Source organism: Ancylomarina sp., assembly GCF_041555295.1.
GTDB lineage: Bacteria > Bacteroidota > Bacteroidia > Bacteroidales > Marinifilaceae > Ancylomarina.
This window is the reverse complement of the sequence record NZ_JBFFKR010000025.1, coordinates 1-26598: the sequence shown is the minus strand read 5'-3', so window position 1 is coordinate 26598 and position 26598 is coordinate 1. Positions and strand designations below refer to the sequence as shown.

General features: G+C 35.1%; 20 protein-coding genes and 2 tRNA genes. 14 read left to right on the top strand and 8 right to left on the bottom strand.

What is annotated here, in order from left to right; translation table 11 throughout:
- Nucleotides 1-96: 96 nt before the first annotated feature.
- From ABY905_RS03860 to ABY905_RS03840, 5 genes are all read right to left on the bottom strand, one after another.
- Nucleotides 97-173, bottom strand: a tRNA-Asp gene (locus ABY905_RS03860).
- Nucleotides 174-223: 50 nt separating this feature from the next.
- Nucleotides 224-300, bottom strand: a tRNA-Asp gene (locus ABY905_RS03855).
- A gap of 193 nt (nt 301-493) precedes the next feature.
- A complete protein-coding gene (rsmD, locus tag ABY905_RS03850) occupies nt 494-1033 on the bottom strand; it encodes a 16S rRNA (guanine(966)-N(2))-methyltransferase RsmD (RefSeq protein ID WP_372640727.1) in 540 nt (179 codons plus the stop codon).
- Nucleotides 1024-1872 carry a DUF3822 family protein gene (locus tag ABY905_RS03845; protein ID WP_372640725.1) on the bottom strand — a complete coding sequence of 283 codons (849 nt, stop codon included), beginning with the start codon at nt 1870-1872 and terminating at the stop codon, nt 1024-1026. The genes rsmD and ABY905_RS03845 overlap by 10 nt, the downstream gene beginning before the upstream one ends.
- A 15-nt stretch (nt 1873-1887) precedes the next feature.
- Nucleotides 1888-2535: a hypothetical protein gene (locus ABY905_RS03840; protein WP_372640723.1), complete on the bottom strand. Its 648-nt coding sequence runs from the start codon at nt 2533-2535 to the stop codon at nt 1888-1890.
- 175 nt (nt 2536-2710) lie between these two features.
- On the opposite strand from ABY905_RS03840, the gene ABY905_RS03835 reads away from it, so the two are divergent.
- On the top strand, nt 2711-4147 hold the full coding sequence (locus ABY905_RS03835) for an ATP-dependent RecD-like DNA helicase (protein WP_372640721.1): 1437 nt from the start codon (nt 2711-2713) through the stop codon (nt 4145-4147).
- Here ABY905_RS03835 and ABY905_RS03830 read toward each other — a convergent pair.
- Together ABY905_RS03830 and ABY905_RS03825 are read right to left on the bottom strand one after the other, a co-directional pair.
- A complete protein-coding gene (locus tag ABY905_RS03830; protein WP_372640719.1) occupies nt 4142-5362 on the bottom strand; it encodes a response regulator in 1221 nt (406 codons plus the stop codon). The two genes, ABY905_RS03835 and ABY905_RS03830, sit on opposite strands and share 6 nt — an antisense overlap.
- Before the next feature lie 46 nt (nt 5363-5408).
- Nucleotides 5409-7151 (bottom strand): phospho-sugar mutase, encoded by a 1743-nt coding sequence (locus tag ABY905_RS03825; protein WP_372640717.1) that lies wholly within the window; start codon nt 7149-7151, stop codon nt 5409-5411.
- Nucleotides 7152-7491: 340 nt separating this feature from the next.
- Between ABY905_RS03825 and rpsA the strand changes: the two genes are divergently transcribed.
- The 9 genes from rpsA to ABY905_RS03780 all read left to right on the top strand — a co-directional run bounded on the left by rpsA (nt 7492) and on the right by ABY905_RS03780 (nt 18015).
- Nucleotides 7492-9312 carry a 30S ribosomal protein S1 gene (gene rpsA / locus ABY905_RS03820; RefSeq protein ID WP_407936032.1) on the top strand — a complete coding sequence of 607 codons (1821 nt, stop codon included), beginning with the start codon at nt 7492-7494 and terminating at the stop codon, nt 9310-9312.
- A gap of 28 nt (nt 9313-9340) precedes the next feature.
- A complete protein-coding gene (locus tag ABY905_RS03815; RefSeq protein WP_372640714.1) occupies nt 9341-9697 on the top strand; it encodes an STAS domain-containing protein in 357 nt (118 codons plus the stop codon).
- 12 nt (nt 9698-9709) lie between these two features.
- Entirely contained in the window at nt 9710-10642 is a 933-nt protein-coding gene (locus ABY905_RS03810) for a ribonuclease Z (protein ID WP_372640711.1), read from the top strand.
- A 219-nt stretch (nt 10643-10861) separates the two neighbouring features.
- Nucleotides 10862-12109 (top strand): C1 family peptidase, encoded by a 1248-nt coding sequence (locus ABY905_RS03805; protein WP_372640709.1) that lies wholly within the window; start codon nt 10862-10864, stop codon nt 12107-12109.
- A gap of 205 nt (nt 12110-12314) precedes the next feature.
- Nucleotides 12315-13847, top strand: coding sequence for a glutamine-hydrolyzing GMP synthase (gene guaA, locus ABY905_RS03800; protein ID WP_372640707.1), 1533 nt, complete (start codon nt 12315-12317; stop codon nt 13845-13847).
- A 181-nt stretch (nt 13848-14028) separates the two neighbouring features.
- A complete protein-coding gene (locus tag ABY905_RS03795) occupies nt 14029-15636 on the top strand; it encodes a S41 family peptidase (protein ID WP_372640705.1) in 1608 nt (535 codons plus the stop codon).
- Nucleotides 15637-15818: 182 nt separating this feature from the next.
- Nucleotides 15819-16997, top strand: a complete 1179-nt coding sequence (locus tag ABY905_RS03790; protein ID WP_372640702.1) for a class I SAM-dependent RNA methyltransferase — start codon at nt 15819-15821, stop codon at nt 16995-16997.
- 74 nt (nt 16998-17071) lie between these two features.
- Complete coding sequence (locus ABY905_RS03785) at nt 17072-17608, top strand: SiaB family protein kinase (RefSeq protein ID WP_372640699.1); 537 nt, start codon at nt 17072-17074, stop codon at nt 17606-17608.
- A 23-nt stretch (nt 17609-17631) separates the two neighbouring features.
- Nucleotides 17632-18015, top strand: coding sequence for a DUF1987 domain-containing protein (locus tag ABY905_RS03780; protein WP_372640697.1), 384 nt, complete (start codon nt 17632-17634; stop codon nt 18013-18015).
- Between the two features lie 87 nt (nt 18016-18102).
- Here the strand turns inward: ABY905_RS03780 and mnmA are convergent, their stop codons facing one another.
- Nucleotides 18103-19281: a tRNA 2-thiouridine(34) synthase MnmA gene (gene mnmA / locus ABY905_RS03775; protein ID WP_372640694.1), complete on the bottom strand. Its 1179-nt coding sequence runs from the start codon at nt 19279-19281 to the stop codon at nt 18103-18105.
- A 152-nt stretch (nt 19282-19433) separates the two neighbouring features.
- Here mnmA and ABY905_RS03770 point away from each other — a divergent pair, with 152 nt between their 5' ends.
- The 4 genes from ABY905_RS03770 to ABY905_RS03755 all read left to right on the top strand — a co-directional run bounded on the left by ABY905_RS03770 (nt 19434) and on the right by ABY905_RS03755 (nt 25779).
- Nucleotides 19434-20318 carry a DUF3078 domain-containing protein gene (locus ABY905_RS03770; protein WP_372640692.1) on the top strand — a complete coding sequence of 295 codons (885 nt, stop codon included), beginning with the start codon at nt 19434-19436 and terminating at the stop codon, nt 20316-20318.
- 196 nt (nt 20319-20514) lie between these two features.
- Nucleotides 20515-23784: a UvrD-helicase domain-containing protein gene (locus ABY905_RS03765; RefSeq protein WP_372640689.1), complete on the top strand. Its 3270-nt coding sequence runs from the start codon at nt 20515-20517 to the stop codon at nt 23782-23784.
- Nucleotides 23785-23805: 21 nt separating this feature from the next.
- A complete protein-coding gene (locus tag ABY905_RS03760) occupies nt 23806-24597 on the top strand; it encodes a toxin-antitoxin system YwqK family antitoxin (protein WP_372640686.1) in 792 nt (263 codons plus the stop codon).
- 135 nt (nt 24598-24732) lie between these two features.
- Complete coding sequence (locus ABY905_RS03755; protein ID WP_372640684.1) at nt 24733-25779, top strand: nucleoid-associated protein; 1047 nt, start codon at nt 24733-24735, stop codon at nt 25777-25779.
- The last annotated feature ends 819 nt before the right edge of the window (nt 25780-26598 follow it).

Below are 26598 nucleotides of genomic sequence, written 5' to 3'. Positions count from 1 at the left end.
CCATGCGTGACAGGCATGTATTCTAACCAACTGAACTACCAAACCAAAATATGTGATTTGTTTATTTAAAGAGTAACGAATCAAAACTCTCAATTTTGGCGGTCTGGACGAGACTCGAACTCGCGACCCCATGCGTGACAGGCATGTATTCTAACCAACTGAACTACCAGACCAAAATGCGATTTGTTTTTTTTTAAGAGTAACGAATCAAAACTCTCAATTTTGGCGGTCTGGACGAGACTCGAACTCGCGACCCCATGCGTGACAGGCATGTATTCTAACCAACTGAACTACCAAACCAAAATGCTACAGAAATATTTATTTTGGTCGACTCTTTAGTCTGACCTTTTCCTGAATGCGATGCAAAGATAATGCAAGTTTTTTTACTTGCAACAGTGCACTAGCTTTTTTTCTAATAAAAAAATAAAGAAAGCTACTAAGCATGCTGTTTTGAGCATGTTACGATGACTCAGATATTCTGTGTTTTTTTCAATTAATCTTTTAACTTAAAGAAACTGAAATTGACGCTACCGTAGCTTCTCATATCATGGAATAGTGGATGCTTTGAAAAATCGTTTCTTGATGAATGTTCTACAATAACAATACCATCCTCATTTAGAATGTTTTGTTTTAAGATAGCATCAGGAATTGTGTCAATTGTCTCTAAATCGAATGGAGGATCTGCAAAGATGAGGTCGAACTTTTTGTTGCAACCTTTTAAATATTTAAAGATATCAGCTCTTAATGCATGAATTTGTGTAAATCCTAAATCGTTGATTGTTTTTTTTATGAAAGCGCAGTGTTTGAAATTTAATTCTACACAAACGACTTCCTCTGCTCCTCTGGAAGCAAACTCGTAACTGATACTTCCGGTGCCAGCGAATAAATCGAGTACATTTAAGTCCTCAAAATCGATTGTGTTGTTTAGAACATTGAAAAGGTTCTCTTTTGCAAAATCGGTTGTAGGACGAGCTTTAAAGCTCTTATCCGGAGATATCCTTCTTCCTTTATGACTACCACTAATTATTCGCACAGACTTGTATTTAAAAGTTTGGTAAATTGATTGAATTCTGAATTCGAAACGGTACTCTTTAAGAACATTTCGTTGGGGATATTATCAATAACAATATCCTTAATATAACGTTTCAGTATTTGATACGCTTTACTTGTTTCATCTATTTTCCCTGAAAGATAAAGTTGACTGTATTCTGTGTTTAATTTTTGCTGTTTATAGATATTTAGGATAAAATAAACCATGTCAGTTTCATCCTTGAAGGAAAAACTATTGGCAAAGTGTTTTTGTCCGTTATCAGGAATAAAGGCATCGAAAAAATGATCGTAAATCTGAACGAATACCTTTGGATGTTTACTATCTATACTTTGATTTAAAATCTTATGGTAGAAACTCAAAGTTTGATGTGACATTTCAGCTCCCGGAAACTGAGATCCTATAAAATCAGGTAGAGTAGAAGGTAAGGCATATATAATATAGGCATTCATTTCTTCGACCTCGTTCCAGTTTAATATTTCAGCTTTTAAGAGAGGGTGGCATAATTGAAAGCTATCAATAGCCAAGACGTCAGAAAAGAGCTCAGAGGGAATCAGACAGGCCTTTTTTGTCAACCAAATAACCGAAACATGCTTGTATGTCAGGTTGAGATAGTCACAATTACGTATACCATCTTTTAATACATCAATAGAACTATTATCCGTTTCTGAATTTAGCTTTTTTGATTGGAAAAGTGCCAAACATTTATTTTCTGAGCTAAGGATAGAAAAAGAAAATCCATCCAGACAAAGCTGGATGGATAGTTTATATCTTGACGTATTATCCTTTTCAAATGTTGAGTCAACAAATAATAATTCGTCCATAATATTTTAAAAGGATTATTCCCAGTTTCCTGCTCCGTTATTAGCTTCTTCAAGAGAACCTACTTTAAGCCCAGGGTATTTGTTGATACGAATACGGTTACCGTTTTCTTCTTTCAACTCATCCAGGTACTCATCACGAATATCAGCGAAAATAACCATATTTGAAACTTTAGCTTCGAAAACCTGAACGGTTACGTTAGAACCAGTAACAACAACACCAGCTGCCATCTTAAATTCGCTCTGCTCTTTGGTAAAAGGAACGTATCTTAAGTTTTCAATATCATAATTATTGCCGAAAGTCGTCTCCAGAGCTGAAACCATGATTGTATCACGAGTGATAAACCCTTTAACTACAGCTTCTCTTTCAGTCATACCTGCTTCAATCTGCTCATCAGTTAATGAACCAATTGACTTAATCATAGGCATTGAATCCGTTTTGATAAATGAGATTAAAGTGTCAAAGCTGCCAGTGTATTTTTTATTTACTTCTTTGTAAGCATTTTGCGCTTTACGAATATCTTGTAATTGATCGACAATTTTAGCGTAACGCTCTTTTTGAATCTCACCAAATTTAATTGGCTTCATAATACTTTGGTAAGCCAAATATCCAAACGCAACAATTGCAAAGGCAAGTAAAATTTGAAGGACTGGTTTTAATTTCATAGTTTATAATTTGTGTTAATTTAGTTATACGGTAGATGCAATAAAATAGACAGTCATTTGTGTTTATTCTTATGCTCGTAACATACAAATAGTTTATTAGTTTGTGTAAGTTTGTTTGCAAATTTAAAAAAAAAATCTGTTTGGTTATTTTTATAACCATTAATTTTATGTGGAAATGTTAAAAAAGCACATTAGCTTAAGTATTTGTAAGAAATTAAAGTTCGAACCGACTGCTGATCAGGAATTTGCAATAGACGAATTGTCTGATTATTTAACTAGCAGTAAGAATGATCGTATTTTTTTATTGAAAGGATACGCTGGGACAGGAAAAACGACACTGGTTAGTGCTTTGGTTTCTAGCCTTTCCGAAATGGAAATTAAGACTGTTCTTCTAGCCCCAACGGGCCGAGCAGCAAAGGTGCTTTCTCATCATTGTAAGCAAAGTGCCCATACAATTCATAAAAAAATATATCGTCAGAAATCTCTTACTGACGGCTTTGGAGTATTTAATTTGGATAGAAACCTTTCTCGTGACACTATTTTTCTTGTTGATGAAGCATCAATGATTTCAAATTATTCACATGAATCTTCAGCTTTTGGGTCTGGTTGTTTATTGGATGACCTTGTTGATTATGTTTCTGCTGGAGTTAATTGTCGTTTGATTTTAATTGGAGATGTTGCACAGTTACCTCCAATTGGTATTGATGTGAGCCCAGCTTTAGACCCCAAAGAACTCGAATCTTGTTATAACCTTACGGTTAAAGAAGTTGTTTTAACTCAAGTTGTTCGTCAGGCTGAAGAGTCTGGTATATTAAAGAATGCAACGGAATTGCGAAGAATGCTCGATGAGGGTGATAGTGGTTATCCTCGACTCGAGACTGAAAGATTTCCTGATATTGTTCGAATTGGTGGAGCAGAGCTTATTGAAGAAATATCCTCGGCTCACGATAAGTATGGCTTAGAGGAAACGATGGTTCTTTGCCGTTCTAATAAACGAGCCAACCAGTATAATCAAGGTATTCGTAATAGTATATTATATAGAGAGGACGAAATAACCGTTGGAGACTATTTAATGGTTGTAAAAAACAATTATTTCTGGACAGCTGATGTCAAAGAAATTGATTTTATTGCCAATGGTGATATCGTTGAAATTACCAGGATTGGTAAGCATGTAGAACTTTATGGGTTTAGATATGTTGAAGTAAGCCTTCGTTTTCCTGATTATAAAGATCTTGAGCTAGATACTATGATCATGCTTGATACACTTAATATCGAGGCAGCTTCATTGGGTTATGAGGAAAATAAAAAGCTTTTTTTTACGATTTCAGAGGATTATGCCGATATAGCCTCAAAGAAAAAACGATATGAGAAAGTTCGCGATAATCAGTTTTTTAATGCGTTGCAGGTGAAGTTTGCTTATGCTATTACATGTCATAAGGCACAAGGAGGGCAGTGGAGCGCCGTTTTCGTTGATCAGGGGTTTATTAATGAGGATATGCTTAACCGAGAATTTTATCGCTGGCTTTATACCGCATTAACACGCGCAACAGAGAAGCTGTATTTAGTTAATTTTAAAAAGGATTTTTTTCCCAATGAAGAAGTTGATTTATAATTCAATTCCTACCATTAAGATATCATCTGTTTGTTCATTATTCTCCTTCCACTCGTCCAGCCAGTTAAAGAAATCAGATTTCTGAAGATTGATAGATTTAGACTGAAGTTTGAGCAGTTTATTATAGACCTCTTTTTTCTTCAAGCGTTTGGTTTTGCTTCCTCCAAGTTGATCAGTGATGCCATCTGAGTAAATAAATAATCTATCGCCAGGAATAGTTGTTATTGTTTTTGTTTGAAATTCAGAGAGTTCGCTTTCTTTACCAATCGAAAATCTGTCGGCAGTAATTTCAAATAGAGAAAAATCCTCATTTATCATTTTTGCTTCAAGTAATTCTTGATCAATTTTTAGTTGTTCAACACCTTTTCGAATTAGAATAAGAGGACGCCTAGCTCCAACATATTCAATTTTGTTTTCTTGTGAAATGATAGAAAGGAAAGCTCCATCCATTCCATCATATTGAGTAAATGTATCACTTGAAGAATTTAAAAGGCGACTGAATTTTTGACTAAGCTTAGAAAAAATTTGCCCAGGTCGAATGTTGCTTCCATTTTCAAAAATCGTATGAAGTTCCATTTGGCCCATCATGGTTAGCATGGCAGCAGGAACCCCATGTCCTGTACAGTCGAATACGCCAATGTTTTTTTGTTGGAAATTCTGGTTTATCCAGTAGAAATCACCACTTACAACATGCTTCGGAAGATTGATGATGAAGGATCTTGGGAACATGCGTTTGAAGTGCTCATTATCAGGTAATATTGAACGTTGAATTCTTTGAGCATGAATCATCCCCTGATGAATATCGAAATAGGATTTATATTTTGAAATTTCTTGCTTTTGCTGATTCATTTGGAAGGCAATCATTATCTTCGATTGCAATTCAGTGAAGTCAATAGGTTTCTTTACGTAATCAAGAGCACCTTTGGTAAGAGCAGCTTTGATGGTTTCCATCTCAGTTTTAGCTGTTACCATTATTACAGGGATTTCTTTCAAGCGTTCGTTTTCCTGTAATTTTTCAAGCACATCCATTCCATCCATAACTGGCATCATGACATCAAGTAGAATGACATCAGGAAGGTTGACTTCAAGCCATTTTAAAGCTTCTTGTCCACCATCTTTAGAAACAATGTTGTAGTCTTTTCTAAAATATGCCTCAATTAACTTATTATTAATTGGAGAGTCATCGATAGATAGTATGATGCGTTTATTATCCATGCAAAAAAAGATGTAGGGTAGTTTTTTTATAAACTACCCTAATTTATTAGTTTAATTTTAATGAAAGAATTATTCCTTCAATTTTTTTATCCGCAAGAGCCTCAGTATTGTAGAAGTCTTCTGTTTTATTTAAATCTTCACGAACTTCAAAATAAAATTTAATTTTTGGTTCAGTTCCTGATGGACGAACTGAAATTTTTGATCCATCTTCTAAAAAGAATTGTAAAACATCAGCTGTTGTTTCAAAATCAAGTTCTGTTTCTTCACCACTTATTGGGTTGATTGCTTTTCGAATGCTGTAATCTTTAACCAGTATGACTGGAGAGCCATTAATAATTTTCGGACGATTGAATCTGAAATCATGCATCATTTGCTCAATCTCTTTTGAACCACTAAGTCCTTCTCTTACAATATAAATCATTTTTTCTCTAGAAAAGCCATATTCGACATATATTTCTTTCAATATGTCAAATAAATTTTTCCCTTGATCTTTTGCCACTGCAGCAATTTCTGCCATAATGCTACAAGAAGAAACGGCATCTTTATCGCGAGTGAAATCTCCAGGCATGTAGCCAAATGACTCTTCACCACCACCTATATAGTTCTTGTCAGGATTTTTTCGGATTACATCAGCGATCCATTTGAAACCTGTGTAAGCATCAAAACATTCAACATTATTTTTGATTGCAACGTCTTTAAAGAGTTCTGTTGTAACAATTGTTTTTACAACATAATCATTCCCTGTTAATAAGCCAAGCTCTCGCCTTCTGGTTATTAAGTAATGTGTGAAAATTAGTGCGGTTTGATTACCATTGATAATTTCCCATTCTCCTTTATCATTCGTAACAGCAATTCCTAAACGATCACCGTCAGGATCGCAAGCCATAACCAAATCAGCATCTACTTCCTTTGCTTTATCAATGGCCATTTTTAATGCTTCAGGTTCTTCAGGATTGGCAGACACTACTGTTGGGAAATTACCATCTACAACATCTTGTTCTGGAATGTGAATGATATTTTCAAAGCCATAATTCTTTAATGAATCAGGAACCAGTTTAACTGTTGTGCCATGTATTGGAGTGAAAACAATTTTTAAATCTTTTTGATTTTTAATTGATTCAGGAGATAAACTCAGTGTCTTAACTGTGTCTAGATATAATTTATCCATTTCGGCACCCAATACTTCAATCAGATCAGGGTTACCTTCAAATTTAATTTCATCGACTGTAACAGCCTTCACTGCATCAATGATGTTCTTATCGTGAGGTGTAACGATTTGTGAACCATCATCCCAATAAGCTTTGTACCCATTGTATTCTTTAGGATTGTGTGATGCTGTAATGATAACGCCAGATTTGCAGCCTAGTTGACGAATTGCAAAGGACATCTCAGGTGTTGGTCTCAAATCATCGAAGATATAGGCCTTTATCCCATTTGCTGAGAAAATGTTGGCTACCGTATCTGAGAATAGTTTGCTATTATTTCTACAATCGTATCCGATACAAATAGAGATTTCTTCACCAACAAAACATTCATTTAAATAGTTGGCTAAACCTTGTGTAGCAGCACCAACGGTGTAGATGTTCATACGGTTGGTTCCTGGTCCCATTTTCCCTCGTAAACCACCTGTCCCGAATTCTAAATCTTTATAGAATGAATCAATAAGGTCTGAATGATCTTCTTTATTCATTAAGGCAGAAATAGTTTTTTTTGTGTCTTCGTCGTAGTTTCCATTAAGCCACTCGTTGGCTTTGGTATTTACAACTTCAATGATATCTTTTTGTTCCATCGTTTTATTCTTAAAGGAATATCCCTTGGGGGAAATACTCTATTCTCAATATTTAAGTCTCAAAAATATCTCTATTTTTTGGATTAATCAAAGAGTTTCCGTGATTAATGGTATTCATTACAAGATGTAATGCGTTTTTTGACTTAAATATCCATCACCTAGTGTGTTATACTTTTATACATGTGGGGGCGATTTTAAAGAGATGAAGACCAATCTCAGTTCCATTTAGGTGATGTTTTTTAACGAGAAATTTTCATTGAAGAATCTGATTGAAAATCCTTGAGGTTTGAATGGTAGTTTGAAATATAATAAGTACTTTTGCAGCGATTTAAGTAATATAATGTCTAATTTACTAGTAAACAAACTATTTAGTATGGTTGAAGAAAACAAAAATGCTGCAGTTGAAGCAGAATTTGATTGGGATGCATTCGAAAATGAAGATGCAGGTTTTACTGCTAACAGAGCAGAATTAGAAGCTCAGTACGATAAAACTTTATCTACTGTTGCTGAAAAAGAAGTCATTGATGGTATCGTTATCTCAATGAACAAAAGAGAAGTTGTAATCAATATTGGTTACAAATCTGATGGTATCGTGAGTTTAAATGAATTCCGTTACAATCAAGAATTAACTGTAGGTGATACAGTTGAGGTTTATGTTGAAAGTCAGGAAGATAAAAAAGGACAATTAGTTCTTTCACACAAAAAAGCACGTGCTCTACGTTCTTGGGATCGTGTTAACTCTGCACTTGAAAACGACGAAATTATTAAAGGTTACATCAAGTGTCGTACCAAAGGTGGTATGATCGTTGACGTATTTGGTATTGAAGCTTTCTTGCCAGGTTCTCAAATTGATGTTAAGCCTATCCGTGACTACGATATTTACGTAGGAAAAACTATGGAATTCAAGGTTGTGAAAATCAATCACGAATTTAAAAATGTTGTTGTATCTCACAAAGCTCTTATTGAGGCTGAGTTGGAGCAACAGAAGAAAGAAATTATCGCTAAGCTTGAAAAAGGTCAAGTTCTTGAAGGAACAGTTAAAAACATCACTTCTTACGGTGTATTTATCGACTTGGGCGGCGTAGATGGTTTGATCCACATTACTGACCTTTCATGGGGTAGAGTATCTCACCCAAGTGAGATTGTTGAATTGGATCAGAAATTGAACGTTGTAATTCTTGACTTTGATGACGAGAAGAAACGTATTGCTCTAGGTCTTAAGCAACTTACTCCTCATCCATGGGATGCTCTTGACGCTGAAATGAAAGTTGGCGACAGAGTAATGGGTAAAGTTGTAGTTATGGCTGATTACGGTGCATTCGTTGAAATCGCTGCTGGTGTAGAAGGTCTTATCCACGTTTCTGAAATGTCTTGGTCTCAGCACTTACGTTCTGCTCAAGATTTCATGAAAGTAGGAGATGAGGTTGAAGCTCAGATTATCACTTTAGATCGCGAAGAAAGAAAAATGTCTCTTGGTCTTAAGCAATTGAAGCAAGATCCTTGGGAAGGTGTTGAAGCTAAGTATGCTGTAAATTCTAAGCATTCTGCTAAGGTTCGTAACTTCACAAACTTCGGTGTATTTGTTGAGATTGAAGAAGGTGTTGATGGTTTGATTCACATTTCTGATCTTTCTTGGACTAAGAAAGTGAAGCATCCAGCTGAATTTACTCAAATTGGTACTGAAATCGAAGTTGTAGTTCTAGAAATAGACAAAGACAACAGAAGATTGAGCTTAGGTCACAAGCAATTGGAAGAGAATCCATGGGATGTATTCGAAACAATCTTTGCAACTGATTCTGTTCACGAAGGTACTATCGTAGAGATTTTCGAAAAAGGAGCTGTTGTTGCTCTTCCTTACGGTGTTGAAGGATTCGCGACTCCACGTCACCTTGTAAAAGAAGATGGATCACAAGCTAAAGTTGAAGAGAAACTTACTTTCAAAGTAATTGAGTTCTCTAAAGCTGCTAAGCGTATCATCCTTTCTCACTCAAGAACTTTCGAAGATGTTAAGCGTGCAGAAGTTTCTGAAAAGAAAAAAACTGAGTCTGCTAACATGAAAAAAGGAGTTAAGAAGATGAAAGATTCAATAGAAAAAACTACCTTAGGTGATATTTCTGAATTGGCTGCTTTGAAAACTAAACTTGAAAAAGGAGATAAGTAAGCATTAAATAATACTTAAGGAGGTAGATATGGACTTTAAGATTGACAAAAAAGACGGATACACTTTAGTTCAGGTATTAAATAATAGATTGGATACTCATATTGCTCCTGAATTAAAATCGGAATTAGTTTTGATTTTCTCAGAAGGAGAAAAGAATATTCTTTTAAATTTAGATGCTTGCACTTATTGTGATTCATCTGGCTTAAGTGCCATTCTTGTAGCCAATAGGTTATGTAAGAATGCCAATGGAACATTTGTTCTATATGGTTTACAACCTGCAGTTGAAAAACTGATTATTATTTCACAATTGGATACAGTGTTAAACGTTTCAGATGATCTGAGCGTTGCTGAGTCTTTTATGAATAATAGTGAGATTGAGAATTAATATTGATCGTAAGTGAAATTTGAATTAACAATCTTAGGGAGCAATTCTGCATTGCCAACCTCAAAAAGATTCCCAACCGCTCAAGTACTCAATGTACTTGAGCGGTTTTTTTTAATTGATTGTGGAGAAGGCACACAAATTCAATTAAAAAAGTTTCGAGTACCTATGTCTCGAATCAATCATATCTTCATATCACATCTACATGGCGATCATTTCTTTGGTCTGATTGGCTTGATTTCTACTTTTTCTTTGCAAGGAAGAATGAGTGATTTGCATATTTATGCCCATAGTAAGCTTGAGAAGATTATTCGTTTTCAGCTTGAGATCCTAGAATCTCGCTTAAGCTATGAATTAGTGTTCCATAATATCTTTGGTAAGGAAGTTCAAAATCTTTTTGACGATGAAACTCTTACCGTACAGTCCTTCCCTCTAAAACATGGTGTAATGCCCTGTGCAGGCTTTTTATTTAAAGAAAAAGAGCGACCAAGACACCTTAAGAAGGATATGTTGGATTTTTATAGGATTCCAATTAGAGCCAGGCATGGTATTAAATTAGGAGATGATTACCTTACTGAAGAAGGAGAGTTGATTCCTAATGCTAAACTCACACTAGCAGCCTCACCACCTCGTTCCTATGCATTTTGTACGGATACGGCTTATTTCCCACGTATAGTCCCTTTGATCGAAAAGGTTGACTTACTTTATCATGAAGCTACTTTCTTGAAAGATGACGAGAAACGTGCTAAATCAACTTATCATTCTACAGCTGAACAAGCTGCAAATATTGCACAAGAGGCAGGAGTTGGAAAGCTAATAATCGGTCATTTTTCAGCACGATTCCACGATTTGTCTGCTCACTTATATGAAGCTGAACAAGTGTTTTCGAATACGGCTTTGGCTGAAGATGGGTGTGTCTTTGAAATTCCATTGAAGTCTAATAAGTAGGTCATCGATTCACTAGGTTTTGTTAGTAATCATCGTTTCTTGATATATCTAATCACGTTTGTTTAAAAGCATTTATTGAATTATTCTGTCCTATCCCTTTTTTGTTATCTTTAGCTTCTTGATAAACTCTAAAACCAACTTTTATTAATAATTGATTCTGGATTCTTAAATGCACCTGTGTGTAATATTTGAATTTAGATTCACAGACTTAAGGACAACATGAAAAGAATTTTATTATCAGCTGTAGCAGTTGTACTCTTTGCTTCAGGTTTTGCTCAGCAAAAAAAAGACAAATCGATTTTTAAAGAGTATGAGCCCGGTTACTACCAAAACTCTATCCTTAAGGATATCAGAAACGTTGATGCTAAATTGGAAAGTAAAGAAGTAGATAAGCGTTTCTTCATGGATCAGTCATCGTATGATCTGCCGAATGATATCAGCTTGTATAAAAATAACATACAGTGGGCCCTTCCAACCATTTCTCAAGGAAATACAGGTACATGCTGGTGTTTTTCTACGACTTCATTTTATGAGTCAGAAGTTTATCGTCTTCATAAAAAGAAAGTTGATATTTCGGAGCTATATACAGTTTATTGGGAATATGTAGAGAAGGCACGTCGCTTTGTGAAAGAGAGAGGCGATTCCGAATTTGGACAGGGTTCAGAAGGTAATTCTGTTGCACGTATGTGGAAAATTTATGGTGTCGTTCCTCAATCGGAGTACACAGGATTGAAAGATGGGCGTAAGTTTCATACTCACGAGAAGATGTATAATGAAATGTTGGCTTATTTGAAGTTCTTAAAGAAGAGTAGTGCTTGGAATGAGGAAGAGGCTATTGCTACAATTAAGTCTATCATGAATCATTATATCGGAGTGCCTCCAACTAAGTTTACTGTAGAAGGTAAAGAGTATACGCCTCAATCTTATTTGAAAGATTACTTGAAATTGAATCCAGATGATTATATCGAATTACTTTCGTACAAGCAAGAGCCATACTGGGAGCAAGTAGAATATAAGGTGACTGACAATTGGTGGCATTCAAAAGAGTACTATAATGTACCTCTTGATGTCTATATGGAAGCGATTAAGTCGGCCGTTCGCGAAGGTTACACAATGAGTATTGGTGGTGATGTTTCTGAGGCAGGTTTCTTGCGTACAACAAATTGTGCAATGATTCCTTCATTCGATATTCCATCGGAATATATTACTGAAGATGCCCGTCAGTTCCGTTTTTCAAATGGTACAACAACTGATGATCATGGGATGCACCTAATTGGTTACTATGTGGACAAAGCAGGTAAGGATTGGTATCTGATTAAGGATTCAAGTTCAGGATCTCGTAATATCGACGAAGAATCAGCTGAATTTGGATATTATTTCTTCCATGAAGATTACGTTAAGCTTAAGATGATGGGTGTTACAGTTCATAAAGATGCTGTGAAAAAAATATTGAAAAAGTTCAAGTAAGCTTATTATAAAAGAATTTTTAAAGCCCATTTGTATGATGCAAATGGGCTTTTTTGTATGGTAAACGCTCTTATATTATTTTAGAATCTACATTAAATCAAAATTGTTATAACAATAGGAAATAATAATTATATAATGATGACGAATTGTATATCTTTGTACGCCAAATAGAGAAGCTAAACAACCTCATATATTTTTAAAGATTATGCAAGAAAAGATTTTAATTCTTGACTTTGGCTCGCAGTACACTCAGCTTATCGCTAGACGTGTTCGCGAATTAAATGTTTATTGCGAAATTCATCCTTATAACAATCCTCCAGTATTGGATGATAGTATTAAAGGTGTGATCCTTTCGGGAAGTCCATTCTCGGTTCGCGAAGAAAATGCTCCAATTCCAAATTTATCAGAGATTAAAGGCAAGTTACCACTTCTTGGTGTTTGTTATGGTGCTCAGCATTTAGCTCACTGTTTTGGTGGGGAAGTTATGGCATCAAACAAAAGAGAATATGGTCGTGCAAACTTAACTTCAGTTGATAATAACAACGAATTGTTGAGTGGTATAAGTTTGAATTCGCAGGTGTGGATGTCACATGGTGACACCATTGAGCGCATGCCAGAAAACTATAAGGTAATTGCTAGTACTTCTGATGTTGAGAATGCAGCTTTTGCAATTGAAGGCGAAACTGCTTACGGTATCCAATTCCACCCAGAGGTTTATCACACGACTGAAGGGGCGATTTTGCTTAAGAACTTTATCGTTAGTATTTGTGGTTGTCAGCAAGACTGGACTCCAGATGCATTTGTAGAAACGACTGTAGCTGAATTGAAAGAAAAGCTTGGTGACGATAGAGTAATTCTAGGTCTTTCAGGAGGTGTTGATTCAACAGTAGCCGCCATGTTAGTACATCGCGCTATCGGTAAAAATCTATATTGTATTTTTGTTGATAACGGTTTGTTACGCAAGAACGAGTATACTGATGTGTTAAAAAAATACGAAACTTTAGGCTTAAATGTAATTGGTGTTGATGCTAAAGATAAGTTTATTAATGCTTTAGCAGGAGTAAGTGAGCCAGAAGCTAAGCGTAAGATTATTGGTAATGCTTTTATTGAGGTATTCGACGCAGAGTCACATAAGGTTGAGAATGCAAAATGGTTAGGTCAAGGGACGATTTATCCAGATGTTATTGAATCTGTATCGGTAACTGGAGGTCCTTCACAAACCATTAAATCTCACCACAATGTTGGTGGATTACCTGATTTCATGAAGCTGAAGGTAGTTGAGCCATTGAAGTTATTGTTTAAGGATGAAGTTCGCCGTGTAGGACGTAGTATGGGACTTGAGGACAAATTCATCAGTCGTCATCCTTTTCCAGGACCAGGTCTGGGTATTCGTATTTTGGGTGATGTCACTCATGAGAAAGTGCGAATTCTGCAAGAGGTTGATCATATCTATATTTCAGGTTTGATTGAAGATGGTCTGTATGACGAGGTTTGGCAAGCTGGAGCAATGTTACTACCAGTTCAATCTGTAGGCGTAATGGGTGATGAGAGAACTTACGAAAGGGTTGTTGCTCTGCGGGCTGTTAGTTCTACCGATGGAATGACAGCTGACTGGTCACATCTTCCTTATGAGTTCTTAGCTAAGATTTCAAATAAAATTATCAATGGTGTTAAAGGGGTTAATCGAGTGGTATACGACATCAGTTCGAAACCACCAGCAACTATTGAGTGGGAATAATATTTCAAGAGCCATCCTTTTAGGGTGGCTCTTTTTTTGCTTTGGCTTGAGCACAAGTTTGGGGAAAGTGTTATTTTTCTCTAAAAGGCCTTATATTTCAATATCTGGCTTAAGCGAAGTTTACAAAAAGATTGTATCTTTCGTTTTACTTTTAACGAAGTCTAAATAAATAAATTAATATATGCAATTATTGAATTCTACCATTAGTAAATCTGCTTTTGCTTTTTTACTCTTCTTTGTTTTAGGTTTTTCACAAACACACGCACAAGAAATTAGAGACCAAACCATTAAATATCAAAATTTAATTGCTTTAGTTGATGCATTTTATGTGGATAGTGTGAGTCTTGAAAAATTAACTGAAGATGCTATTGTAAAGGTACTTGCAGAGCTTGATCCTCACTCAGTTTATATTAGTAAGGATGAAGTGAAAGCAATGAATGAACCTTTGCAAGGAAGTTTTAGTGGGGTAGGGATTCAATTCAATATTTTGAGAGATACATTAATGGTTGTAGCCACCATTCCTGGTGGCCCATCTGAAAAGGCGGGTCTAAGAGCTAGCGATAGAATCATCAAAATTGATGATGAGATGGTAGCTGGTGTCGGAATGAAAAATACGGATGTATTTAAGAAATTACGTGGTGATAAAGGCACCAAAGTCAACTTGACTATTCTGCGCAGAAACGAAAAGGAATTACTTGATTTTTTGATCGTTCGTGATGATATTCCAATTTTTAGTCTTGATGCTTCTTATATGATTAATAAGAATGTAGGTTACATTAAATTGAATCGATTTGCAGCGAAAACAGCCGAGGAATTTCTGGAAGCTCTTTTGAAATTAAAGGAGCAAAAAATGGAGGATCTTATTCTTGATCTACGTGGTAATGGAGGTGGATATATGACGGCTGCCATTAAAATTGTAGATCAGTTGTTTAATAAAGATCAGTTGATTGTATTTACCGACGGTTTAAAGTCGAAACGTCATGATAATGTTTCAACAGATGAAGGTTCGTTTAAGGAAGGACGTGTCATTATTCTTATAGATGAAGGTTCTGCTTCGGCCTCAGAGATTGTATCTGGTGCTATTCAGGACTGGGATCGAGGTTTGGTTGTAGGTCGTCGATCTTTTGGAAAAGGTTTGGTGCAGCGCCAATTCCCTTTATCTGATGGGTCTATGATTCGATTAACGACTGCTCATTACTATACACCAACAGGACGTTGTATTCAAAAACCCTATGATAATGGCTTAATGGATTATAGAATGGATATCATCAATCGATATAATTCTGGTGAAATGGTGAACCAGGATAGTATTCATCTTGCCGATTCATTAAAGTATAAAACACTGGTAAAGGAACGCTTGGTCTATGGAGGTGGTGGAATTATGCCTGATGTATTTGTTTCAATAGATACAGCTGCTAATTTTAAGTATTTTAATTTATTGGCTCGTAAGAATGTGCTTTATCCTTTTGTTTTGACTTTTATGGATAACAACAGAGATAATTTCAAGTCTAAGTATTCAGATTTTGAAACTTTTAATAAGAAATTCCAAGTTACAGAGGATATGTTGAAAGAATTGGTTGCACAAGGTGATGAAGCTAAAGTTGAGCATACCGAGGAAGAATATCTAGCTGTAGAAGAACACCTGAAAATTCATCTTAAAGCTCTAATTGCGAGAGATATTTGGGATGGTGCTGAGTATTATCAGATTGTCAATCAAAAGAACGATATACTTGATAAAGCTTTGGAAATACTTGAAAACCCTAAGGAGTACGAGAAGTATTTGAAGTAAAAATATTCTTTATAAGAGAAGAGTCGGATATTTTTCCGGCTTTTTTATTTAAAAACACAGGAAAATAGCTGATTTTATAAGCTAAAGACTATTTTTGTAGGCGTAAATTAGCAATTGTCTTTAAGTTGTTGAACTTAAAGGCACAAAAGCTATTCTAAAGGGTATAATTAATAACACTAGTTTTGAAAACAGATTCGGGTAAGTTTAGGATGATTGCAAAAACCTTTCAAGGTTTAGAGGAGGTATTGGTTCATGAATTGGAAAATTTAGGCGCTGAGGAGATTAAAGTATTAAAGCGTGCCGTGAGTTTTGTCGGAGATAAAGCTTTAATGTATAAAGCGAACTTTCACTTAAGAACGGCGACTCGTGTTATTAAGCCAATCCACAAGTTTAATGCTTTAGATACTGATGAAGTGTATAAAGGTATTCAGGAGATAGACTGGAGTGAGTATCTATCCTTAAAAGATACCATTTCAATTGATAGTACTATCAGTTCTGAAGATTTTAAGCATTCGAAGTTTGTTACTTACCGAGTTAAAGATGCTATTGTTGACCAGTTTTTTGAGAAAACAGGCGATCGTCCATCGGTTCGTGTTGTTAATCCTACATTGAGAATAAATGTACATATCGATAAAAATACATGTACTGTTTCATTAGATAGTTCAGGAGAATCATTGCACAAAAGAGGGTATAGAGTTGCTGAAACAGCTGCTCCACTTAATGAAGTAATGGCTGCTGGTATGATTCTTATGTCAGAATGGGATAAGAAATCTAATTTTATTGACCCAATGTGTGGTTCTGGAACTTTGTTGATTGAAGCTGCATTAATTGCTTATAATATTCCTGTAGGCTTATATCGAAAAGAACTAGGTTTTCAAAAATGGAGTGATTTCGACCAAGATCTTTGGGATGAAATCTATAATGAAGAAACTGAAATTGATTTTGACGCAAATATTATAGGTTGTGATATCTCTGATAAAGCAATGGAAATTGCAGAGGAGAACATTCGTAACGCAGGTTTAAGAAGAAAAATTAAGTTGACTGTGATACCTTTCCAACAATTTATTCCACCTACAGAAAAAGGTATTCTTATCACAAATCCTCCTTATGGAGAGCGTTTGAAGGTACAAGATTTAGAAGGCCTTTATTCTATGATTGGTGAAAGATTGAAGCATAAGTTCATGGGCTATGATGCATGGATTTTAAGCTATGGAAAAGAATGTTTTGATAGCATTGGTTTGCGTCCATCAAGAAAAGTAACCTTATTCAACGGTCCTTTGGAGTGTAAATTCCAAAAATACTCTATGTTTGCTGGGAGTAAGAAAGATACTTTTAAGGATAGAAAAGAATCAAATAGATAGGTATTCGGACAGTAATCTGTTATCTGTTTTATTATATTTGTTGAGAAGAGATTATTTAATATAAAGATATTTCAATGAGTTTTAACCTTAACCAGTGGTTTGCCGATAATGTGAGCGAGGACACCCTTTTTTATTATAAAGGGTGTGTTGGTTCTAAGAAGGTAACTGATATACTGGAGAAGATTGAAACGATTATGGAAGAAAAAAACTTTCCTTTGAAGGAAAGAAAAAAGATTCTAAATATCCTTATAGAATTGGTTCAGAACCTTTATCATCATGGAGAGAAGTTTGAGATTGAAGATGCTTTTAAAAGTTATGGAAGCTTAATCTTTAACAAAAATGAAGAGGGTGTGAAAATCATATCTGCCAATTTTATTAAAATTGAAAAGCTTAAGATTTTCACAGATTATATTGATCATACCAATTCGTTGGGTGCTGAAGAGCTAAAAACCTTATACCGAAAAGTATTGTCTAATAGACATTTTTCTGAAAAAGGTGGAGGTGGTCTAGGCATTATCAATATGATTCGAAGAAGTGGAAATAAACTTAAGTATTGTTCCAAACGAACCAAAGGAGATAATTTTTTCTTAGTCTTAACTGTAAAATTTTAGTCAAAAAATAACGATATTCTTTTATGGATACTTTAATAATAGAAGGCAGCTCAAAAACACCGAAAGTCGTATTCGATGCTGAAAAAGGCGAATTACTACTTGAGGGGCGTTCAATTCCAGAAAACTCATTAGAATTTTATATTCCTTTGATGGAATGGGTCGAAGCATTTTCTCATGAAGTAAAGACTGATATCATCGTTCAGATGAAATTGGAATATTTCAATACCAGTTCTTCAAAATGTATTTTGGACTTCTTTAGAAAACTTGAAGCGATTTCGAATCGAGGGAAAAAGGTTTCTGTAAATTGGTATTTCGAAGAGGATGATGAGGATATGATGGAAGCTGGTGAAGACTATGATGCGATTGTAGGCATCCCATTTGTGATGGTTGAGCAAAAAGAAGCTTAATATATTGATTAGACTAATATAATATAAAAGGGGCTGATTCATTTGAATCGGCCCCTTTTGCATTATTAATTTGAATGAAAAATTCATTTATTCGCCGTCTATAGGGCCAGAACCAATCAATTCATCACCATCGTACCAGGCAGCAAATTGTCCAGCAACCACAGCACGTTGAGGCTCGTCAAAAAGAATATATAAACCTTCTTTCTTAAAATATATCGTCCCTTTTTGAAGGGGTTGACGATAACGAATTCTAATATCATAACGTCGTTCACATTCTTCGGTAGGCATTAAGTCCTGACGAATCCAATGGGTTTCTTCTTTCGAAATAAACAGAGCTTTGCGCATTAAAAGAGGATGAGAATGCCCCATACCTGTATAAATGATATTCTCCTTAACATCAGTGCCAATTACAAATAAGGGTTCTACTTTTCCACCAACATTCAAACCTTTTCTTTGTCCTACGGTATAGAAATGAGCTCCATTGTGTTCACCTACTTTTTTACCATGATGTCTTTTAAACTGAAAGGGTCTAGCTAAGTCAGCTAATTCTTCAGATTTAGGTAGAATTCTATGAGCGTTTTCAGCTAGTACTTCGACAATAATACCTGGTTTCGCTTTAAGTTTTTGTTGTAAGAATATAGGTAAGTCTACTTTTCCTACAAAACAGATTCCTTGTGAATCTTTCTTTTCAGCAGATGCTAGTTTTGCTCTACGAGCTATTTCTCTAACTTCAGGTTTGTCAATATCACCAATAGGGAACATAGCTTTGGAAAGCTGTTCTTGTGAAAGTTGACATAGAAAATAACTTTGGTCTTTATTATTATCTACACCAGCTAAAAGGCTATAAACCTCTTTGCCATCAACTATTTTAGTTTCTTTTCTGCAATAGTGTCCTGTTGCTACATAGTCAGCACCAAGCTCTACTGCCTTCTTTAAGAATACGTCGAATTTTATTTCACGATTACAGAGTACATCAGGGTTTGGTGTACGTCCTAGTTCATATTCTGAGAACATATAATCAATTACTTGTGCTCTATATTCTGTGCTTAAATCAACAAAGTGAAATGGAATATCTAATTTCTTAGCAACCATTTGTGCAAATAGAATATCCTCGTCAAATGGACACTCTTCTGATTTTAAGCCAACCGTATCATTCCAGTTTTGCATAAACAAAGCTTCAACTTCGTAGCCTTGCTCTTTTAGTAAATAGGCTGCTACACTTGAGTCAACTCCACCAGACAATCCTATTACAACTTTTTTTGTCATTTCTTTTTCTCCTTCATTTTGATCTGCAAATGTACTTATTAAAATTCTGAAGAGCAATATTGATTTTTTCGATATAATTAGTGCTTATTTTTAAACAATTTAAATTAATTTAGTTTACTGTTAGGTTAGAATATTAATTAAAAATACAAATAATGACTAGAAATTTACTTTTCGTATTCTTTGCACTTATATGTCTTAATCTAAGTGCACAAGAAACTCAGGACACGAGCTATTGGAAAAAAGGAGGTATGGCATCTTTGTCTTTTTCACAGACTTCTCTAAGTAATTGGTCTGGTGGTGGAGATAATGCTATTTCAACAAATGTGCAGTTGAACCTATTTGCTAATTATACCAAGGCTAAAAATGCTTGGGATAATACCTTGAAATTAGAGTATGGCTTATTAAAGCAAGGTGATGCGGGAACTCGTAAAAGTATTGATAAGATTGATTTCGTGACTAAATATGGGCATCAAGCAAGTAAGAAATGGTATTATACAGCTTTATTAGATTTCAAAACTCAGTTTGCTAAAGGTTATAACTATGGAAAGAATGAAGGAGATATAGATCAAAAAGTATCAAATTTTCTTGCTCCTGCTTATCTATTACTTTCTCTGGGTATGGACTACAAGCCAAATGAGACCTTCTCAGCTTATTTATCACCCATAACAGGAAAGATAACTATTGTTAACGATGATTATTTGTCTGGATTGGGGGCTTTTGGTGTAGATCCAGGTGATAAAATAAGATATGAGTTTGGTGCCTTAACAAAGTTTACTTTAAAGAAATCTATCGCTAAGAATGTTGATCTAAAGAGTACATTAGACCTATTTACAGCTTATTCTGATTCTTTCGGAAACATTGATGTGAACTGGGATTTGATGATTAATATGAAAGTGAATGAATTCCTAACTGCTTCAATCAATACAACTTTAGTATATGATGATGACGTGGAGTATGTGAATAAAGATGGCATAAACAAAGGCGTAAAAGTTCAATTCAAAGAAATATTAGGAATTGGATTATCGTATAAGTTCTAAAATTAGGCCCATATAATAGATGAATGCCTCTTGAGTTCTACTTGAGAGGCAATTTTTTTTTGAAGTAGAATTTATAATTGGTTGAAATTGATGCCTTAGAGATAGTCTCTGTTTGTATATTTCAATGTAAAAAACATTGAAGTTCTTACTGTTAAGCTAGCTTAAAATTGTATTTTCGGGATAAATTAGATTTACTATGTCATCATTGAATATATATCGAGCGTCAGCTGGATCAGGAAAAACCTATACACTCACAAGAGAATATTTGAAGCTCGTTTTCGAAGAAGCTCTTAACTATCGCAGCATTTTGGCAGTGACCTTTACCAATAAGGCTACTGATGAGATGAAGTCGAGAATATTAAAAGAAATTTATATTCTCTCTAAAGGCGAAAAATCCCCCTATGCTTCAGAATTGATGGAGCTTAATAGTCTTGATGCAACTGCTTTGCAGATAAAGGCAAAAGAAATCCTAAATCGTTTATTGCACGACTACAGTCGATTTTCGGTAACCACAATTGATAGTTTCTTTCAAAAAGTAGTCCGTTCATTTACCAGAGAAATTGGTTTACAAATGGGCTTTAATATCGAGCTCGATCAACGTAAAGTTTTAAACGAGGTGGTCGATCTGTTGTTTCTCGATGTGGATGAAGACGAACAATTACGTTCTTGGTTGTCTGACTTTGCAGAATCGAAGATAAAGGAGGGTAAAACCTGGAATTTTAAGAATGATATTCTTGAAGTTGGGACGGAGGTTTTCAAGGAAGACTATATGAATTTTGATAAGGTCTTGATTGAAAAATTATCTGATAAGAACTTTTTGAATGCCTACCGAAAGGGGTTAAAACAAATTAAAGACGAATTTGAAAATACACTTAAAGAGATTGGGACAAAGGCAGTTCGTTTAATCGAAAACCAAGCTTTAACCATCACCGATTTTTCTTTTGGGAAATCAGGCTTTGCGAACTATTTCTATAAGTTGCAAGCAGGTGATATGGCTGAGCCCGGCACGCGAGTTTTGGCTGCCATTGATAATCCTGATAAGTGGACAACGGCTAAGGCGAGTTCTGATTTAAAAGCGGCTGTCTCTTCGGTTTATTCAGCTGGTTTGGGAGCCTTGTTGAAGGATGCCGTTGAGTTCTTTAATAATGAATGTCATTTGTATTTTTCAACGGATAAAACCTTGAAATACATCTATACTCTGGGTATTTTAACGGATATATCAAAAAAGATTAAAGCTTTTACAGAGGATGAAAACCTGTTTTTATTATCTGAAGCCTCTCGCTTACTTCGCAGCATTATTGGAACCAATGATACACCTTTCGTTTATGAGAAAATTGGTAATGTGTATAAGCATTTCATGATTGATGAGTTTCAGGATACCTCTTCCATGCAATGGGAAAATTTCCGTCCATTGGTTGGGAATTCATTGGCTGAGGATAATCGCTCTTTGGTTGTGGGGGATGTGAAACAGTCGATTTACCGTTGGAGAAATGGCGATTGGAAATTACTTGCTGAACAGTTGGATGTTGATTTTAAAGATCAGGGAATAAATGGCTTGACTTTGGATATGAACTGGCGAAGTTCGAAGCATGTCATCAACTTTAATAATGCCCTATATGCATTGGCTGCTCAGGCTTTGCAGAACGATTATAATAATGATATACCTAAGGGATTAGAAGACAAGTTAAGTGTTGAGCAAGCACGAATACTCAATGCTTATGCAGATGTTTATCAGGGGTTTCCTGGAGGTGATGATAAGTGTCCTGGCTACGTGAAAGCCCATATGATTGAAGTTGAAAAAGGGGAGAAGTGGATTGATCGTGTTTTAGAATTATTGCCAAGTCAAATTGAGGAGATTCAAACTAAGGGTTATAAGGCTGGCGATATGGCTATTTTGGTTCGTAATGGACGCGAAGGTGCAATGATTGCCAATAAACTGATGACCTATAGGAATTCAGAATCTGCAATTGAAGGCGTCAATTATAATGTGATCTCAAATGAGTCGCTCTATCTTAAGAATTCTTCAGTTATCAGTTTCTTATCTCATTTATTGAGATATTTGATCTACCCGGAGGACAAAATTAATTTAGGCTATTTATTGCAAGAATACAGCTTGTATTTAAAAGGAATTAATCCTGATAATCTGGATGATATATTTGCACAGAGCGAAGATTCAGAAGATATATTTAAAGGTTTGTTTCCAGCTGCATTCACCGAAAATATCTCACTGCTAAAGCGACAAGCTCTTTTCGATTTAGTCGAACAGTTAATTGATCTTTTTGAACTGAATAAGCGGACAACCGATTTTCCTTACTTAGAAGCCTATCAGGATTTGGTACTAGGCTTTTCTCGTAGCGATGCCCCAGATCTTAATTCATTTGTCGATTATTGGGAAGAACGAAAGGATAAGGAAGTTATCTCTGTTTCCGATCATCAGGATGCCATTCGAATTCTAACCATTCATAAGTCGAAAGGACTAGAGTTTAAGTCTGTTTTATTGCCATTTTGCGATTGGGATTTGGATGATGTAAAGCACACAAAAATACTGTGGTGTCAACCAGAATTGGAAGGTTTCAATAATATTGATGTTTTGCCAATTCGTTACGGATCCGACTTAAAACAAACGATATATTATAAAGAGTATTTTGCAGAAAAGCTTCAGGCTTATATCGATAATCTGAACTTGTTATATGTTGCAACAACGCGTGCTGAAGAAATCTTGATTACCTATTCACCCTTACCAACAAATGACAAGTTTTCGAAGGTGAGTCATCTTTTATACCATATTTTTGAGAATGCAGCCAAGTATTCTTCTGACTTTGGTGGTAAGGAAATCATCAATATGAATACGTATTGGAATGATGAGAATAAGTGCTTTGAATTGGGCACGCTAACTGTAAAGGAGAGTGAAGATACAGAACATGAAGTTGAGCAATTAATGACCGAATACCCGGCAGCAATGCTTGATGATAGGTTGAAATTACGTTCTCATGCTGCAGATTACTTTGACTTTTCTGAAGCGGCATCTATCGATAGTTTTGCTCCAATAAATAGAGGTAATATCTTGCATAGTTTATTTCAGGATATCGAATATTGCGATGATATTAAGAAAGCTATTGCTAAAAAAAGGCATGAGGGAAAGTTAGATGAATTACAGGCAGATGAAGTTAGAGAAATGGTGGAAGATCTGTTTAAGAATCCTCAAATTGCTTCCTGGTTTTCTAAAGACTGGCGTGTGATAAATGAGCGGGATGTTTTGCTTGGTGAAGGAAATACATTACGTCCTGATAGGGTGATTGTAAAAGATGATGAAGCTATCGTGATTGATTTCAAGTTTGGTAAGAAGAAGGAAAAAGATCATATTCGCCAAGTTGGAGCCTATAAAAAACTGCTTGAGAAAATGAATTATAAGCAGGTCAGTGCTTTTATCCTTTATGGGAAATTAGATGAAATTGTAGAAGTTTAAACAATATATAAAGCTTTAAAAATGAGATACACTTTACTTGTATTATCAATACTTATTTTATCCTCATGTGATTTTATCATTGATAAGTTTGCTAAAAAAAACGATCTGGTTGAGCAATCGTATTCTGTGGATTCCAGTTCGACTGATTCAAAATTGATTAATGGGGAGGTTAGATATAAATTTCCGAGTGGAAAATTGAAATCAATTGTGACTTATAAGGACAATAAGAAAATAGGTGTTAGCCATTCTTTTTATGAGACAGGAGAAAAACAATATGAAATTCCCTATGTTGATGGACAAAAACACGGTGAGGTTAAGTGGTTTTATAAAAGTGGCAAGTTGTATCGATCGACAAGTTATATTGCAGGTGCTAAGCATGGACCACAGAAAAAATATTGGGAAAGTGGTAAGATAAAATCTCAAATGGATTATATGGATAATATGATGTGTTCAGGTCTGAAGGAATTCACTAACAGAGGAAAGCAAAAAACAGAACCTCAGATAGTCGTTCATCATGTTAATCTATTAAGAGAAACGAATATGTATCATTTGGAATTAAGCTTGAATAAGAAGTTCAAAAATGTGCAGTTTTATATCGGAGAACTGGTGAATGGGAAATGTCTTCCTGTGAAAGTCAATTCATTTATGAGCGAACTGGAAACAAAAAAAGGGAAGGCAATTTTTAAGTTTAGTGTACCAAAAGGAAATAGTTTAAACAGAGATATACCTATTGTTGCAGTTGTTAAGACACCTTATCAAAATCATTATATTTTGAGTACTAAAACAAATGTAAGTGTTCGAAATCCGAACTAGATCTTTTAGTTGTTTTTTACATTTATCAAAGCATAGGGTGTATTTAAAAGTCAGTATCTTTACACTCTATTTCTGATCATTTTTAGATGTTTTGAAAGAAAAAGAAATCAAATAAGAATTAATAAAAGAGTAAGCATGTTTAATTTCGATGATATAAATCTGGACCAAATAGTGGTTCACAATGTAGGTAACAAACATCACGAGGAAACTTTGAAGCTTTCAAAGCAGGGGATACAATTGGAAGATGATGATGTTAGAGATATCTTATTGAAATATTTTCTTTCAGCTTTTAATAAGGAAGAGTTTTATAATTTTCAGCATGAGTCTGGTTTGAGCATGAACGAGGTGTATAGTTTTGCGACTGAATTTTTTGAGGAAAATGAAAGCTTCTACGATCAATCGGTAAATATTGCCATGCACCTTTACGATAAATCAAATCACCCTAATATTAAAGGGGGTGAGTTTTATTTGGTGGCATTCTCGGGCTGCATAGTCGATGGTGAAGTTTGTGATGCCTTGGGTATTTTCAAATCGGAGAATAAGGATACTTTCCTAAAGGTTTATCAGAATCAGGAAAACTTCGAATTAGGTTGTGAGAGTGGTATTAATATCAAGAAACTGGACAAAGGTTGTTTGATTTTTAATACTGAGAAAGAGAATGGATACAAGGTTTGTATTGTTGATAAAACCAATAAGAATGGCGAGGCCATTTATTGGAAAGAAGATTTCCTGAACCTAAAGCTTCGTGAAGATGACTTTTACCATACTCAGAATTATCTAGAGATGTGTAAGGGCTTTATTGGTGAGGTTTATAATGACGAGAACGAAGTAGCAAAAGCCGATCAGATTGATTTAATGAATAAGTCGATTAACTTTTTCAAGGATAAGAAGGAGTTTAACGAAGAGCTGTTTAAAAAAGAAGTGATTGAGCAACCTGAGGTTGTAAATGCCTTTGATGAGTACAAGAACTACTACCAAAGCGAGCACGATCATGATATTAACGCTGATTTTAGTATCAATAAAGATGCTGTGAAAGGCGAGCAAAGATTCTTTAAACAAGTACTGAAACTGGATAAGAATTTCCACGTTTATATTCACGGGCAACGTAAGTTTCTAGAGAAGGGATTCGATGCAGCTCGCGATATGAGTTTCTATAAACTGTTTTTTAGAGAAGAGAATTAGAATATAAAAGCACACAAAATATTAAGTCAACAGAATTATTTTTCTGTTGGCTTTTTTTTGTGCTTAAAAGATTAAAGACGATACCCTATTATCTTCTGTCGTCATGCTCTGACTATATGCAAGCCGCAAATGTCAGGGTATGACTCAAACATGAGAAGTTATTAAGAGCCTCACAAAAAAGAGAGACCCTCAAATGAGATAGTTGAGGTGGTTTGAAAAAAAGATAAAATACAAAAGTTGAATGAAGAATATTTAGAGGCCAACAGAAGAAATTTTATTGGTTTTTTTTATTCTGAAAAGATGAGGGGTGTGAGATAAGGAATGCTTTCAGTTATTTCTGATTCGCATTCCGAAAATTCCAAACACAGCATGCTTTTTTAATCATTAAGCGATAGCTCTCATCCTATGAGGGAAAGCCATGCACTAGACCACAAACCCCTATTCACATACGAAGTAATCGTTCTTGATAAGAATACAAGAACCGTTTAATACCCGACTTATCTCTAATCGATAAGCTATAAGAGTTGCGTAAAGAGCTCAATGGGTTAGGTTTTGGCTTCAGGTGTTTTGGCGATGGGATAGAGGAATGAAGAATATACTTAAAGAATGGATGCCGCGTACTGTAGTTTGAAAGATAGGAACGTCTGTCTTATGACAACAAACGAAAGAGATTGAGTTAGGAGTGAGTGTGATGGTGAAGTGGCTTAAAGAATCTAAGTTAGAGACGAGTGTACTCGCGCGACAAGCGTAAAGAAGAGCGTTATGACTATAAAGAGTTATGAATCGCTTTTAATGAACTTGTGAATCGGCTTAATGATT

Coding starts and splice junctions, on each gene's coding strand:
- ABY905_RS03780 (WP_372640697.1), top strand. CDS start 17,632: ATGGATACTTTAATAATAGAAGGCAGCTCAAAAACACCGAAAGTCGTA.
- ABY905_RS03835 (WP_372640721.1), top strand. CDS start 2,711: ATGTTAAAAAAGCACATTAGCTTAAGTATTTGTAAGAAATTAAAGTTC.
- ABY905_RS03840 (WP_372640723.1), bottom strand. CDS start 2,535: ATGAAATTAAAACCAGTCCTTCAAATTTTACTTGCCTTTGCAATTGTT.
- guaA (WP_372640707.1), top strand. CDS start 12,315: ATGCAAGAAAAGATTTTAATTCTTGACTTTGGCTCGCAGTACACTCAG.
- ABY905_RS03805 (WP_372640709.1), top strand. CDS start 10,862: ATGAAAAGAATTTTATTATCAGCTGTAGCAGTTGTACTCTTTGCTTCA.
- ABY905_RS03815 (WP_372640714.1), top strand. CDS start 9,341: ATGGACTTTAAGATTGACAAAAAAGACGGATACACTTTAGTTCAGGTA.
- ABY905_RS03845 (WP_372640725.1), bottom strand. CDS start 1,872: ATGGACGAATTATTATTTGTTGACTCAACATTTGAAAAGGATAATACG.
- mnmA (WP_372640694.1), bottom strand. CDS start 19,281: ATGACAAAAAAAGTTGTAATAGGATTGTCTGGTGGAGTTGACTCAAGT.
- ABY905_RS03755 (WP_372640684.1), top strand. CDS start 24,733: ATGTTTAATTTCGATGATATAAATCTGGACCAAATAGTGGTTCACAAT.
- ABY905_RS03795 (WP_372640705.1), top strand. CDS start 14,029: ATGCAATTATTGAATTCTACCATTAGTAAATCTGCTTTTGCTTTTTTA.
- ABY905_RS03825 (WP_372640717.1), bottom strand. CDS start 7,151: ATGGAACAAAAAGATATCATTGAAGTTGTAAATACCAAAGCCAACGAG.
- ABY905_RS03785 (WP_372640699.1), top strand. CDS start 17,072: ATGAGTTTTAACCTTAACCAGTGGTTTGCCGATAATGTGAGCGAGGAC.
- ABY905_RS03765 (WP_372640689.1), top strand. CDS start 20,515: ATGTCATCATTGAATATATATCGAGCGTCAGCTGGATCAGGAAAAACC.
- ABY905_RS03830 (WP_372640719.1), bottom strand. CDS start 5,362: ATGGATAATAAACGCATCATACTATCTATCGATGACTCTCCAATTAAT.
- ABY905_RS03770 (WP_372640692.1), top strand. CDS start 19,434: ATGACTAGAAATTTACTTTTCGTATTCTTTGCACTTATATGTCTTAAT.
- ABY905_RS03760 (WP_372640686.1), top strand. CDS start 23,806: ATGAGATACACTTTACTTGTATTATCAATACTTATTTTATCCTCATGT.
- rpsA (WP_407936032.1), top strand. CDS start 7,492: ATGTCTAATTTACTAGTAAACAAACTATTTAGTATGGTTGAAGAAAAC.